This is a genomic window from Janthinobacterium sp. BHSEK, from assembly GCF_056174685.1.
This window is the reverse complement of record NZ_JBWBYV010000048.1, coordinates 1-12853: the sequence shown is the minus strand read 5'-3', so window position 1 is coordinate 12853 and position 12853 is coordinate 1. Positions and strand designations below refer to the sequence as shown.

Below are 12853 nucleotides of genomic sequence, written 5' to 3'. Positions count from 1 at the left end.
GATCAGTGCGTGAATTATTTTCATGTTATTCGGTAAAATGTTTCGTTTTGATTATAGATCAAGTTGCCGCACACTCTAGCGCATTCACATTAAATCTCGATGACATCATGCCCATTCGTACCCACATCCTTGGCTTTCCCCGTATCGGCGCCGCGCGCGAACTGAAATCGGCGCTGGAAAGCCACTGGCGCGGCGAGATGTCCGAGGCGGCCCTGGAAGCGACGGCTCAACAATTGCGCGCACGCCACTGGGCGCAGCAACGCGACGCGGGCCTGGCCTACGTCACCGTGGGCGACTTCGCCTTCTACGACCAGGTGGCCAGCCATATCCAGCTGCTGGGCTGCGAGCCGGCGCGTTTTGATTTCGGCGCGGAACAATCGCCGCTGTCGCGCTATTTCACGATGGCGCGCGGCGGTACCAGCCAAGCGGAGCATGCCGGCTGCAGCCACGGCCATGCGCTGGAAATGAGCAAGTGGTTTGACACCAATTACCATTATCTGGTGCCCGAATTGTCGCCGCAGACCCGCTTTTCGCTGGCGTGCGAGCGCCTGCTGGCGGAAGTGGCCGAGGCGCAGGCGCTGGGCCACCAGGTCAAGGCGGCCCTGATCGGCCCCCTCACCTTCCTGTGGCTGGGCAAGGAAAAGACGGCGGGCGAGTCGGCATTCCACCGCCTGGCCCTGCTGGAACAATTGCTGCCCGTCTACGGCGCCCTGCTCGACCGCCTGAAGCAGCAAGGCGTGACGTGGGTGCAGCTCGACGAACCGATCCTGGGCCTGGACTTGCCCCATGCGTGGCGCAGTGCCTTTGAAAGCGCCTACTGGCAGCTGAACCAGGTGGGCGTCAATATCCTGCTGGCCACGTATTTCTCGCCGCTGGAAGAAAACCTCAGCCTGACGTGCCGCCTGCCCGTGGCCGGCCTGCACGTGGACGGCATCCGCGCGCCGCATGAATTGATCAGCGTAACGGACTGGCTGCCCGCGCATAAAGTCTTGTCGATCGGCATCGTCGATGGCCGCAATATCTGGCGCACCGACCTCGACGCGGCCCTGGCCGTGCTGCAGCCGCTGGCGGCCAAGCGCCACGGCCACCTGTGGCTGGCGCCGTCGTGCTCGCTGCTGCACGTGCCGTTCAGCCTGGAGGCGGAGACGGAGCTCGATGGCGACATCAAGAGCTGGCTGGCGTTTGCCACGGAAAAGCTGGCGGAACTGTCCCTGCTGAAAGGTGCGCTGGAAGGCCGTCCCGACGATACCGCGCTGGCGAGGTCCCGCCGTGCCATCGCCAGCCGCCGCGCCAGCCCCCGCGTGCACCGTGCGGCGGTCGCGCAGCGCCTGCAAGCGCTCACGCCCACCGTGGACCGCCGCGATTCCAGCTTCCCGCAGCGCCAGGCCATGCAGCACGCGCGTTTCCAGTTACCCGATTTCCCGACGACGGCCATCGGCTCCTTCCCGCAGAGGCCGGCCATCCGCGCCGAAATCGCCCACGCCGTGGGGCGCCAGGAAGCGCTGGGCCTGGACGTGCTCGTACATGGCGAAGCGGAACGCAAGGACATGGTCGACTACTTCGGCGAACAGCTCGACGGGTTCGCCTTCACGCGCCACGGCTGGGTGCAATCGTACGGCTCGCGCTGCGTGAAACCTCCCGTCATCTATGGCGACGTGCAGCGCCCCGCCGCCATGACTGTCAAATGGACGGTGCACGCGCAAAGCCTGACGGGCAAACCGGTGAAGGGCATGCTGACGGGCCCGGTGACGCTCTTGCAATGGTCGTTCGTGCGCGACGACCAGCCGCGCGCCGCCACGGCGCTGCAGATCGCCCTGGCCATCCGCGACGAGGTGGAAGACCTGGAAACGGCCGGCATCGGCATCATCCAGATCGACGAGCCGGCCATCCGCGAAGGCTTGCCGCTGCGCCGCAGCCAGCGGGACGCCTGCCTGGACTGGGCCGCGCGCGCCTTCCGCATCGCCGCCTCGGTGGTCGGCGACACGACGCAGATCCACACCCACATATGCCATGCGCAGTTCAACGACGTCCTGCCGCAGATCGCCGCCATGGACGCCGACGTCACCACGATAGAGACGAGCCGCTCCGACATGGAACTGCTGACGGGCTCAGGCCAGTTCCGGTACCCGAACGAAATCGGCCCCGACGTGTACGGCATCCATTCACCGCGGATTCCCTCGACCGTCGACATGGTGACATTGCTGCAAAAAGCCAGCGGCTTGAAGACGCGGGGCTGGGCGGAAACGGAGGCGGCCTTGAAAAACATGGTGGCGGCGGCACGGCAGATGCGCGCCGCTTAATCCTGGACCAGCGCCGCCAGGGCGCATTCTCGGCGGCTTGCAGGGCGGCGCAGCGGTTTTCCGGGGCGCCGCCCGTTTTTTTTGACATGAAGTAGGTGTTGCCCTGCGGAATAGCACGCGCCAGGCCCCTGATGCTGATTTTTTTGCAGTAGAATGCAAGAAATTTACTGCTCCCATTGTTGCCGTACGGAACATCTGGCCTGCCGCAGTTTCACTTTGATAAATGTTTATGTCCAAAAGCCCGTCGCAGAAGCCTATCGAAATCAAGATTTCCACCGTCGTTGCAGTCTCCGCCATTCTGCATAGCGCCGATACGCAGGCACTCGATGCCGCCTTGCGCGACATGACGGGAGGCGTGGCGGACTTTTTCGAGGACGACCTGGCCGTGCTGGACGTGGCGGCCTTGCCGCCCGGCAGCGTCCCCATCGACTGGGCCGCCCTCGTGGCCCTGCTGAAAAAATACCGTTTGAATGCCGTGGCCGTGCGCAATGCGCCGGCCGACATGCATGACGCCATCCTGGCGCAAGGCTTGAGCCTCGACAGCGGCAAGACGCGCGACGATGCGCCGCCCAAGGATGGTCCCAAGGATATCCCCACGGCGGCCGCCCAGGCGGGCGCCGACGCGCAAGTGATGGTGATCGACACGCCCGTGCGGGCCGGCCAGCGCATCTATGCGCGCGGCTGCGACCTGATCATCACCGCCGTCGTCAACAATGGCGCCGAAATCATCGCCGACGGCAGCATCCACGTGTATTCCTCGCTGTACGGCCGCGCGCTGGCCGGCGCCTCGGGCAATCCCCAGGCGCGCATCTTCGCGCTGGCCATGGAACCGGAACTGGTCTCGATCGCCGGCGTGTACCGCACGTTCGAGGATGGTTTCCCCGCGGAAATGGCGCGCGGGCCCGCGCAAATTCGTTTGGCTGGAGACAGAATCGATATACACTCTGTCAATCCGGTCACTCCCGTGAACCGCTCTTAAGCTGCACAATTCAAGAGATATCTGAAAAGGATTATTTGTGGCAAGAATTATTGTTGTGACGTCCGGCAAGGGCGGTGTCGGCAAGACGACCTCTAGCGCCAGCTTTTCCACTGGCCTGGCCATGCGCGGCCACAAGACAGCCGTGCTCGACTTCGACGTGGGCCTGCGCAACCTCGACCTGATCATGGGTTGCGAACGCCGCGTCGTCTACGACCTGATCAATGTGATCAATAAAGAAGCGACCCTGAACCAGGCCTTGATCAAGGACAAGCACTGCGACAACCTGTTCATCCTGCCCGCGTCGCAGACGCGCGACAAGGATGCCTTGTCGGAAGAAGGCGTGGAACGCGTGTTGAACGACCTGATCAACATGGGTTTCGAGTTCATCATCTGCGATTCGCCGGCCGGCATCGAGCATGGCGCGCTGATGGCGCTGACGTTTGCCGACGAAGCCATCATCGTCACCAACCCGGAAGTGTCGTCGGTGCGCGATTCGGACCGCATCCTCGGTATCCTGCAAGCCAAGTCGCGCCGCGCGCAGACGGGCGGCGAACCGGTCAAGGAACATCTGCTGATCACCCGCTACTCGCCGAAACGCGTGGAGTCGGATGAAATGCTGTCCTACCAGGACGTGCAGGAAATCCTGCGCATCCCGCTGGTGGGCATCATTCCGGAATCGGAACAAGTGCTGGCCGCCTCGAACCAGGGCAATCCGGCCATCCATTTCACGGGCACGGACGTGGCGCAAGCCTATGAAGACGTGGTCTCGCGCTTCCTCGGCGAAGAGGTCGAGTTGCGCTTTACCAACTATGAAAAGCCTGGATTACTCCAGCGCATTTTTGGGGCGAAGTGATATGGCCTTGCTTTCTTTCCTCTTCCCCCCCAAGCCGAAGACGGCCACCGCGGCCAAGGAACGCCTGCAGATCATCATCGCCCGCGAACGCAGCGGACGCGATGGTCCGGACTTCCTGCCCGCCCTGCACAAGGAATTGATCGCCGTCATTTCCAAGTACACCAAGGTGAATGCCGACGACATCAAGATCTCGCTGGACCGCCAGGGCAACCTGGAGGTGCTCGACGTGAACGTGGTGCTGCCGGACGCGTAAGCTCTAATCCGGCCTTACTCCGGCCTGACCGTGAGCAATTCCTGCGCCACCGCGGCGCAGGCATTCACGTGCTGGTTGCCGATCTGGCGGAATACGGCGTAGCCGATGGCCGCCGCCACTGCCTGGCCGGCGAACGGCACGAAGCGCGCCACCTGTTTGGTGGCAATCTTGACGCCACTGCGCTTGAGCAGGTGGAGGATCAGTTCGCGCGACACTAACTTTCCTACCAGCATGCCGCCCATGCCCACCGCCGCGCGGTAGGCCATCATCTTGAACTGCGGGTTCAGGCGCTCGATCTGCTCGGGCGTGAGGCCGAATTCGTGGTTGATATCGTTGATCAGCATGGAAAACAGCCCGACATCCGACATCAGGTCGATGCCGGGAATGGGTATGGCCGAGGCGCCGGCCGACATCATGGCGCGCCGCTGCACCAGGCGCCGGCAACGCTCGCGCACTTGCTCGATTTCGGCACGACTGGCCGGTATCAGGGTCCAATCGGTAGTGCTCTTGTCTGGCATGGCCGCTTCTCCGCTAGTAAGGGTAGATGAACAAGTGTAACGTAAAGGGTCAGCCCTCCGATTTCACTGGACACAGTTGCAATCTCTGTTATATTTCACTTGAGCATTCCTTAACATTACGATAAGCAGAGCAGACCGTCTGTTTGTTGCTACACACTCCAGCCCATTATGCGAATTGCCGTACTCGATAGCGACCATAGCCAGGCAGAACTGATCTGCCAGGTGCTCACCGCCGCCGGCCACGCTTGCCACGAGTTTCAGAGTGGCAAGGAAATGCTGGGGCAACTGCGCAAGGACAGTTGCGACATGCTCATCCTCGACTGGCATGTGAGCGATCTGGACGGCGCGGAAGTCTTGCGCCGTGCCCGGGAAAAACTGGCGCCGAAGGCGCCCGTGTTGTTTATGACCAACAGTTCCGGCGAAGACGACGTGGTGGCGGGCATGACGGCCGGCGCCGACGATTACATGATCAAGCCCCTGCGGCGCAGCGAACTGACCTTGCGCACCCAGGCGCTGCTGCGCGTGGCGTACCCGGCCCAGAATGGCGCCGAATACTTGCAATTCGGTCATTACACGTTTGAGACCCGTCCCGGCCGCCTGTTGCGCGATGGCGAAGTGCTGGACGTGACGCACAAGGAATTCGCCCTGGCGCTGCTGTTTTTCCGCAACCTGGGCCGTCCCCTGTCGCGCGCCTACATCCACGAAGCCGTGTGGCAGCGCGACACGGCCTTGCCCTCGCGCACCATGGATACGCACGTCTCGCGCGTGCGCAACAAGCTGCAGCTGAAACCGGAACACGGCTACCGGCTCGTGCCCGTCTACAGTTATGGTTATCGACTGGAAAAACTGGGCGGCTGAACGGCGGCAAACGGCTGACCTGCTCAAAGCGCAGGCACAAAGCGTTATAATGTCGCCATAAGTCATCCAACAGCCCTGAAATGCAACTGCTCGCCGTCGGTCTCAACCATACCACCGCCCCAGTGTCGCTCCGCGAACAGCTGGCGTTTGCGCCTGAGCACTTGGGCCAGGCGGTGATGGCGGCGCGCACCTGGTTCCAGCGCATCGACTTGCGCGACAACGACGAGGCGGCCATCCTGTCGACCTGCAATCGCACCGAGCTGTATGCGGCCAGCCATGTGCCCAATCCGCTCGACGCGGGCGCGCATTTCCTGGCCGACTACCACCAGCTCAACTACAGCGAGCTGCGCCCCCACTTGTATATGCTGCCGCAGCACGATGCCGTGCGCCACACCTTCCGCGTCGCCTCCGGGCTCGACTCGATGGTACTGGGCGAAACGCAGATCCTGGGGCAGATCAAGGACGCCATCCGCACGGCCGACGAGGCGGGCGGCCTGGGCACGTATCTGCACCAGTTGTTCCAGCGCAGCTTTTCGGTGGCCAAGGAAGTGCGCAGCAGCACGGAAATCGGCGCCCACAGCGTGTCCATGGCGGCCGCCGCCGTGCGCCTGTCGCAGCGCATCTTCGACAAGATCGCCGAGCAGAACGTGCTGTTCATCGGCGCCGGCGAAATGATCGAATTGTGCGCCACGCACTTTGCCGCGCAAAACCCGAAAAGCATCACCATTGCCAACCGCACCATGGAACGGGGCGAGGAACTGGCGCACCGTTTCAACGGCAAGGCGATCCGCCTGGCGGATTTGCCCGAGCAGTTGCACCAGTTCGACATCGTCATCTCGTGCACGGCATCGTCCTTGCCGCTGCTGGGCCTGGGCCTGGTCGAGCGCGCCATCAAGGCGCGCCGCCACAAGCCCATGTTCATGGTCGACCTGGCCGTGCCGCGCGACATCGAAGCGGAAGTGGGCCGTTTGAACGACGTCTTCCTGTACACGGTCGACGATCTGGGCAAGGTCGTGCAGACGGGCCTGGAAAGCCGGCAGGCGGCCGTGGCGCAAGCCGAAGCCATCATCGAGACGCGCGTGCAATCGTTCATGAGCTGGGTCGACGACCGCGCCATGGTGCCCGTCATCCAGCATCTGCATGAAAACAGCGAAACCTTGCGCCTGCTGGAAGTGGAACGGGCGCGCAAGATGCTGGCCAAGGGTGCCGATATCGACGCCGTGCTCGAAGCGCTGTCGAAAGGCTTGACGGCCAAGTTCCTGCACGGTCCGCAGCAGGCGCTGCACCATGCGCAGGGCGACGAGCGCAAACAGCTGGTCACCCTGCTGCCGAAACTGTTCCGCCCCCGCCGTTAGCGCAGCCCCGCTGGCCGCCCAAGGCCGCCCCCTGCCCGCCTGCCGGGCTTGCATCATCCCTATACTCTTTTACCGCGAATCGCTATGAAACCATCCATGCTGGCCAAACTCGATCAACTGGCGAACCGCCTGGTCGAACTCGACGAACTGCTGATGCACCCGGACGCCACGTCGAACATGGACAGCTACCGCAAGATGACGCGCGAACATGCCGAGCTGGGCCCGCTGGTGGCCCTGTACCGTTCCTACCAGGAAGCGGGCAACGACATCGCCACGGCGCAAGAGATGCTGGGCGATCCGGACATGAAGGAATTCGCCCAGGAGGAGATCGAGGCAGCCAAGGCCACCATGGCGCGGCTCGAGCGCGAATTGCAGACCATGCTGCTGCCGAAGGACGTCAACGATGAGCGCAATATCTTCCTGGAAATTCGCGCCGGCACCGGCGGCGACGAGTCGGCCCTGTTCGCCGGCGACCTGCTGCGCATGTACACGCGCTTTGCCGAGCGCAACCGCTGGCAGGTGGAGCTGGTGTCCTCGTCCGATTCCGACCTGGGCGGCTACCGCGAGGTGATCGTGCGCGTGGTCGGCAATGGCGCGTATTCGAAGCTGAAATTCGAGTCGGGTGGCCACCGCGTGCAGCGCGTGCCGGCCACGGAAACGCAGGGCCGCATCCACACGTCCGCCTGCACGGTGGCCGTGATGCCGGAAGCGGACGAAGTGGAAGACGTCAACATCAACCCGGCCGACCTGCGCATCGACACCTACCGCGCCTCGGGCGCGGGCGGACAGCACATCAACAAGACCGATTCGGCCGTGCGCATCACCCACTTGCCCACCGGCATCGTCGTCGAATGCCAGGATGACCGCAGCCAGCACAAGAACAAGGCGCAGGCGATGAAAGTGCTGGCCGCGCGCATCAAGGACGTGCAATTGCGCGAGCAGCAGTCGAAGGAAGCGGCCACGCGCAAGAGCCTGATCGGCTCGGGCGACCGCAGCGAGCGCATCCGCACCTATAATTTCCCGCAGGGCCGCCTGACGGATCACCGCATCAACCTGACGTTATATAAACTGGACTTCATCATGGATGGGGATTTGACGGAGCTGACGAATGCGCTGGCGGCAGAGCATCAGGCGGAGCTGCTGGCTGCTTTAGGCGACTAAACACTGGCGCCGTTGTGTCGGCTTACGCTGCGCTAAGCCGACCTACGCCGACCTACGCCGCAATTTGTAGGTCGGCTTAGCGCGCAGCGCGTAAGCCGACAGCTTTAAGTAGCGGCTAAGCAATAAAAATCGGCCCTTGTGCGAAAATGACCAGCTCGATTCCATCCACCTCACCGTGTCGCCCATGAAAAATTCACGTACCGTCCTCCTGTCGATCGCCGCCCTGTGTTTCCTGATGCTGGGCGTGGCCATGTATTTGCAGCACGCCATGCACATGGCGCCGTGCCCGCTGTGCGTGATCCAGCGCTACCTGTTCCTCGCCATCGGCATCGCCTGCCTGGCCGGCGCGGCCGCGAACAAGCCAAAGATCGGCGCCGGCGTCGGTGTGCTGGCGGCCCTGGGCGGCCTGGGCGTGGGCGCCAAGCATCTGTACGTGCTGGCCAATCCCGGCTTCTCGTGCGGCATCGACCCGGTGGAAACGGCGCTGAACAAGGTCTTCACGGCCGAACTCATGCCCTTCATGTTTGAATCGTATGGCGCCTGCGAAAACGCCGGCGAGCCGTTTTTCGGCCTGTCGATCCCGCAATGGGCGTTCGCCTGGTTCGCCATTTTTACCGTAGGCCTGCTGTGGACACTGCTGCGCCGCAAAAAATAATAGACTATTCATGCCAGAAACACTGATCCCCGCCGGCAGCACTGTCGGCGCCCTGCAAATCCGTCCGCTGCTCGACCCGCTCGACAACCGCATCCTGCTCGGCCACGTGCTGGGCCTGTCGCGCGTCAGCTTGATCACGCAATCGCAGCGAGTCCTTACTCCCGATGAAACCGAGCGTTTGTCGGGCTTGCTGGCGCGCCGCCTGCAAGGCGAGCCGATCGCCTATATCGTCGGCCAGCGCGAATTCTTCGGCTTGCCGTTCGAGGTGAACGACGCCGTGCTGATCCCCCGCCCCGACACGGAAGTGCTGGTGGAACTGGCGCTGGAGCGCCTGCCGCCCGGCGGACGGGTGCTCGACATGGGCACGGGCAGCGGCGCCATCGCCGTCGCCCTGGCGCATACGCGGCCCGACGCCGTCGTCACGGCCCTGGACGTGAGCAGCACGGCGCTGGCCGTGGCGCGCCGCAACGCCAGCGCCAACGGCGTCAACATCACCTTCATGGCCAGCGACTGGTTCGAAGCGCTGGGCACGGAAAAGTTCGACCTGATCGTCTCGAATCCCCCCTACATCGCCAGCGGCGACCGCCACCTGGCCGAAGGCGACCTGCGCTTCGAACCGGCAGGCGCGCTGACCGACCATGCGGACGGCCTGTCGGCCCTGCACACCATCGTTGCCGGCGCCGCCCGCCATCTGGCGACGGGCGCCTGGCTGCTGATGGAACACGGCTACGACCAGGCGGCATCCGTGCGCGAGCTGCTGGCCGCTGCCGGCTACAACAAGGTGCAAAGCTGGCGCGACCTGGCCGGCATCGAACGGGTCAGCGGCGCCCGTCTGGGCTGACGTTGCCACCTGCGCAAAGCTTGACCCGGCGGCGCGCCAGATCCCCCGCAGTTTGTTAAAATATCAAGCGAATTCCTGACCGAAGCGCCGTCACCGTTCCCCGGGGCGGACGCTGGCGACGCGGCGTTTTTTGGGCCGGCGCCGACGCATTTGCCAAAATTCGGTTAATCTCAGCACAAATTATTTATATGCTGCACAAGAAAGGAAGCTCAAATTGCCCAACCTGTTGACTCGCCGCCTGGCATTGCTGACCGAAGATGCCAACCGCGCGCTACTGGGCGGCTTGCGCGGCATCGAGCGTGAAACCCTGCGCGTCGACCATGCCGGCCATCTGGCTTCCACGCCCCACCCCGCCGCCCTGGGCTCGGCGCTGACGCACCCTGAAATCACCACCGACTACGCCGAAGCGCTGCTCGAATTCATCACCCCGGCGGAAGCCGACATCGCCGTCACGCTCGACAAGCTCGATACCGTGCACCGCCATGCCTACAGTCGCCTCGGCGACGAGTTGCTCTGGAGCCAGTCGATGCCCTGCCAGCTGCCGCCCGAGGAAGATATCGAGATCGCCAATTACGGCAGCTCGAACATGGGCATGCTCAAGCACGTCTACCGGCGCGGCCTGGCATTGCGCTACGGCAAGGCCATGCAATGCATCGCCGGCATCCATTACAACTATTCGTTGGACGAACAGCTGTGGCAAGTGCTGGCCAGCCATCCGGACACCCGCGCCAGCGCGGCGCACGCGGCCGCGACGCCGAAAGACGTGCAGTCGGAAAGCTACCTGGCGACGATCCGCAATTTCCGCCGCTACAGCTGGCTCTTGATGTACCTGTTCGGCGCTTCGCCGGCCCTGTCCGCCGGTTTCCTGCGCGGCCGCGCGCACAAGCTCGACACCTTGTCCGACGACACCCTGTTCCTGCCGTACGCGACCAGCCTGCGCATGAGTGACCTCGGCTACCAGAACGACGCCCAGTCCGGCCTGCGCCCGCACGAAAACAGTCTCGATGATTACGTCAACGCGCTCACGCACGCCGTCAACGACCCGTATCCGCCGTATGCGGCGCTGGGCACAAAGCAGGATGGCGAGTGGATTCAATTGTCCACCAACGTGCTGCAGATCGAAAATGAATACTATTCGACCATCCGCCCGAAACGCGTGATCCGCACGGGCGAGCGCCCCATCCAGGCCCTGTGCCTGCGCGGCGTGCAATACATCGAAGTGCGCTGCATGGACGTCGACCCGTTCGAACCGGTGGGCATCAGCCTGGAAACGGGCCGCTTCCTCGACGCCTTCCTGCTGTTCTGCGCGCTCGACGACAGCGCGCCGATTTCTGCCGAGCAAAGCGCCTGCTACACGCACAATTTCGCCCGCACCGTCAAGGAAGGCCGCAAGCCGGGCTTGACCCTGCGCCGCGATGGCGAGGAAATCCGCTTGCAGGCCTGGGGCGAGGAATTGCTGGCGCGTATCGCGCCTGTGGCGGCCCTGCTCGATGCGCGCCATGGCGGCACGCAGCATGCGGACAGCCTGGCGGCGCAAGCCCGTAAACTGGCCGACCCGGACGCGACGCCATCGGCAAAGGTATTGGCCGAGCTGCGCGCCAACGGCGGCTCGTTTGCCGCCTTCGGCCTGCGCCAGAGCGAACGCCACGCCGCCTGGTTCCGCGCGCATCCGCCCACACCCGAGCAAAGCGCGTACTTCGACCAGCTGGCGGAAAGCTCGCTGGCCGAGCAGCGCGCCATGGAAGCGGCACCAGCCGGCAGCTTCGACGATTTCGTCGCCGCCTACCGCGCCAGCACCCTGTGCTCGCACACCTGACCTTGCGCAAAACGCCCCGATGCTGACCTTCTACAATGAATTGCACGGCCAGCACCGGGGCCGCTTCGAGATGTTTCGCGGCGCCATGGTGCCCTGCTTCGAGACACCGGAGCGGGCCGACATGGTGGTGGCCGAGCTGGGGCGGCGCAACCTGGGCCGCATCGTCACGCCGCACGGCGTGCCGCTGACGTCGCTGGAACGCATCCACACGCCCCGCTACCTGCATTTCCTGCGCCACGCCTGGCACGACTGGCTGGCGCTAGCCCCCGACAACGCCAGCAAGGACGCCTTGCCATCCGTGTGGCCCGTGCGCACCCTGCGCAGCGACATCGAACCGGACGACTTCACGGCCAAGCTGGGCCTGTATTCGATGGACAACGGCACGCCGCTGACGGCGGGCACCTGGACGGCGGCCAAGACGGGCGCCGACTGCGCCGTCAACGCGGCCCACGCGCTGCGCCTGGGCGAGCGGGCCACGTTCGCCCTGACGCGCCCGCCCGGCCATCACGCGGGCAGCGATTTCTTTGGCGGCTACTGTTTTCTGAACAACGCGGCCCTGGCCGCGCAGCACCTGCTCGACGACGGCGCCCGCAAGGTCGCCATCCTCGATATCGACTACCACCACGGCAACGGCACGCAAAGCATCTTTTACGGACGCGACGACGTGCTGTTCGCCTCCATCCACGCCGATCCGCGCAGCGAATACCCGTTTTACCTGGGTCACGCCGACGAGACGGGCAGCGGCGCGGGACTCGGCTACAACGTCAATCTGCCGCTGCCGGCCGGCACATCCACGGCCAGCTGGTTCGCCGCGCTGGAGACGGCCTGCCTGCGCATCAAGATGTATGCACCCGACGCCCTGGTGGTCTCGCTCGGCGTGGATACGTTCGCCGGCGACCCGCTGTCGCATTTCTCCCTGCAAAGCGGCGACTACCTGCGCGTGGGCGAACGCCTGGCGCATCTGAACCTGCCCACCGCCTTCATCCTCGAAGGCGGCTATGCGGTGAAGGAAATCGGCATCAATGTGGTGAACGTGCTGGAAGGCTTCGAGACGGCAGACTAAGCGTCTGACGATGTGACTTTGTGTACAACAAGGCCGTGTGCGGCTGCTCACGGCCCAGGCTGCCGGATGCGTTTTCCGGCGCAGCGGACAAGGCGGGCTTATGCTGAAGTGTTACGGCGGCGTCCCCGCACAAGGTACATGAGCGCCAGGCCCGCGGGCAGCATCAACGCGACCGCTGGTTCAGGAACGGGCGCCGGAGAA

13 protein-coding genes are annotated in these 12853 nt (G+C 64.0%); 11 read left to right on the top strand and 2 right to left on the bottom strand.

What is annotated here, in order from left to right:
• Positions 1 to 107: 107 nt before the first annotated feature.
• The 4 genes from AC0V2Y_RS17120 (at position 108) to minE (ending at position 4385) form a co-directional block, all read left to right on the top strand.
• Positions 108 to 2300, top strand: coding sequence for a 5-methyltetrahydropteroyltriglutamate--homocysteine S-methyltransferase (locus AC0V2Y_RS17120; protein WP_475416955.1), 2193 nt, complete (start codon positions 108 to 110; stop codon positions 2298 to 2300).
• Positions 2301 to 2529: 229 nt separating this feature from the next.
• Entirely contained in the window at positions 2530 to 3279 is a 750-nt protein-coding gene (gene minC, locus AC0V2Y_RS17115; protein ID WP_475416954.1) for a septum site-determining protein MinC, read from the top strand.
• Between the two features lie 37 nt (positions 3280 to 3316).
• Positions 3317 to 4132, top strand: coding sequence for a septum site-determining protein MinD (gene minD / locus AC0V2Y_RS17110; RefSeq protein ID WP_034752889.1), 816 nt, complete (start codon positions 3317 to 3319; stop codon positions 4130 to 4132).
• A 1-nt stretch (position 4133) separates the two neighbouring features.
• Positions 4134 to 4385: a cell division topological specificity factor MinE gene (gene minE / locus AC0V2Y_RS17105; protein WP_034752886.1), complete on the top strand. Its 252-nt coding sequence runs from the start codon at positions 4134 to 4136 to the stop codon at positions 4383 to 4385.
• Between the two features lie 14 nt (positions 4386 to 4399).
• Here minE and AC0V2Y_RS17100 read toward each other — a convergent pair whose 3' ends face one another.
• The gene (locus AC0V2Y_RS17100; RefSeq protein WP_070313088.1) at positions 4400 to 4903 is read right to left on the bottom strand and encodes a hypothetical protein; all 504 of its coding nucleotides are present in this window, start codon (positions 4901 to 4903) and stop codon (positions 4400 to 4402) included.
• A 168-nt stretch (positions 4904 to 5071) separates the two neighbouring features.
• On the opposite strand from AC0V2Y_RS17100, the gene AC0V2Y_RS17095 reads away from it, so the two are divergent.
• The 7 genes from AC0V2Y_RS17095 (at position 5072) to AC0V2Y_RS17065 (ending at position 12652) form a co-directional block, all read left to right on the top strand.
• A complete protein-coding gene (locus AC0V2Y_RS17095; protein ID WP_046681910.1) occupies positions 5072 to 5761 on the top strand; it encodes a response regulator transcription factor in 690 nt (229 codons plus the stop codon).
• Between the two features lie 80 nt (positions 5762 to 5841).
• The gene (gene hemA / locus AC0V2Y_RS17090) at positions 5842 to 7116 is read left to right on the top strand and encodes a glutamyl-tRNA reductase (protein ID WP_070313089.1); all 1275 of its coding nucleotides are present in this window, start codon (positions 5842 to 5844) and stop codon (positions 7114 to 7116) included.
• Positions 7117 to 7200: 84 nt separating this feature from the next.
• Entirely contained in the window at positions 7201 to 8277 is a 1077-nt protein-coding gene (prfA, locus tag AC0V2Y_RS17085; protein WP_475416953.1) for a peptide chain release factor 1, read from the top strand.
• 184 nt (positions 8278 to 8461) lie between these two features.
• Positions 8462 to 8932 carry a disulfide bond formation protein B gene (locus AC0V2Y_RS17080; RefSeq protein WP_475416969.1) on the top strand — a complete coding sequence of 157 codons (471 nt, stop codon included), beginning with the start codon at positions 8462 to 8464 and terminating at the stop codon, positions 8930 to 8932.
• A gap of 10 nt (positions 8933 to 8942) precedes the next feature.
• On the top strand, positions 8943 to 9773 hold the full coding sequence (prmC, locus tag AC0V2Y_RS17075) for a peptide chain release factor N(5)-glutamine methyltransferase (RefSeq protein ID WP_475416952.1): 831 nt from the start codon (positions 8943 to 8945) through the stop codon (positions 9771 to 9773).
• Between the two features lie 214 nt (positions 9774 to 9987).
• On the top strand, positions 9988 to 11589 hold the full coding sequence (gshA, locus tag AC0V2Y_RS17070; protein WP_475416951.1) for a glutamate--cysteine ligase: 1602 nt from the start codon (positions 9988 to 9990) through the stop codon (positions 11587 to 11589).
• Between the two features lie 19 nt (positions 11590 to 11608).
• Positions 11609 to 12652, top strand: a complete 1044-nt coding sequence (locus AC0V2Y_RS17065) for a histone deacetylase family protein (RefSeq protein ID WP_475416950.1) — start codon at positions 11609 to 11611, stop codon at positions 12650 to 12652.
• Between the two features lie 98 nt (positions 12653 to 12750).
• Here the strand turns inward: AC0V2Y_RS17065 and AC0V2Y_RS17060 are convergent.
• On the bottom strand, positions 12751 to 12853 hold a 103-nt coding region (locus tag AC0V2Y_RS17060), incomplete at its 5' end, for a PEP-CTERM sorting domain-containing protein (RefSeq protein WP_475418353.1).

Excerpts from the sequence above, each read along its gene's own strand:
- AC0V2Y_RS17065 (WP_475416950.1), top strand. The coding sequence starts at position 11,609 with ATGCTGACCTTCTACAATGAATTGCACGGCCAGCACCGGGGCCGCTTC.
- AC0V2Y_RS17100 (WP_070313088.1), bottom strand. The coding sequence starts at position 4,903 with ATGCCAGACAAGAGCACTACCGATTGGACCCTGATACCGGCCAGTCGT.
- prfA (WP_475416953.1), top strand. The coding sequence starts at position 7,201 with ATGAAACCATCCATGCTGGCCAAACTCGATCAACTGGCGAACCGCCTG.
- minE (WP_034752886.1), top strand. The coding sequence starts at position 4,134 with ATGGCCTTGCTTTCTTTCCTCTTCCCCCCCAAGCCGAAGACGGCCACC.
- AC0V2Y_RS17120 (WP_475416955.1), top strand. The coding sequence starts at position 108 with ATGCCCATTCGTACCCACATCCTTGGCTTTCCCCGTATCGGCGCCGCG.
- prmC (WP_475416952.1), top strand. The coding sequence starts at position 8,943 with ATGCCAGAAACACTGATCCCCGCCGGCAGCACTGTCGGCGCCCTGCAA.
- hemA (WP_070313089.1), top strand. The coding sequence starts at position 5,842 with ATGCAACTGCTCGCCGTCGGTCTCAACCATACCACCGCCCCAGTGTCG.
- minC (WP_475416954.1), top strand. The coding sequence starts at position 2,530 with ATGTCCAAAAGCCCGTCGCAGAAGCCTATCGAAATCAAGATTTCCACC.
- AC0V2Y_RS17080 (WP_475416969.1), top strand. The coding sequence starts at position 8,462 with ATGAAAAATTCACGTACCGTCCTCCTGTCGATCGCCGCCCTGTGTTTC.
- AC0V2Y_RS17095 (WP_046681910.1), top strand. The coding sequence starts at position 5,072 with ATGCGAATTGCCGTACTCGATAGCGACCATAGCCAGGCAGAACTGATC.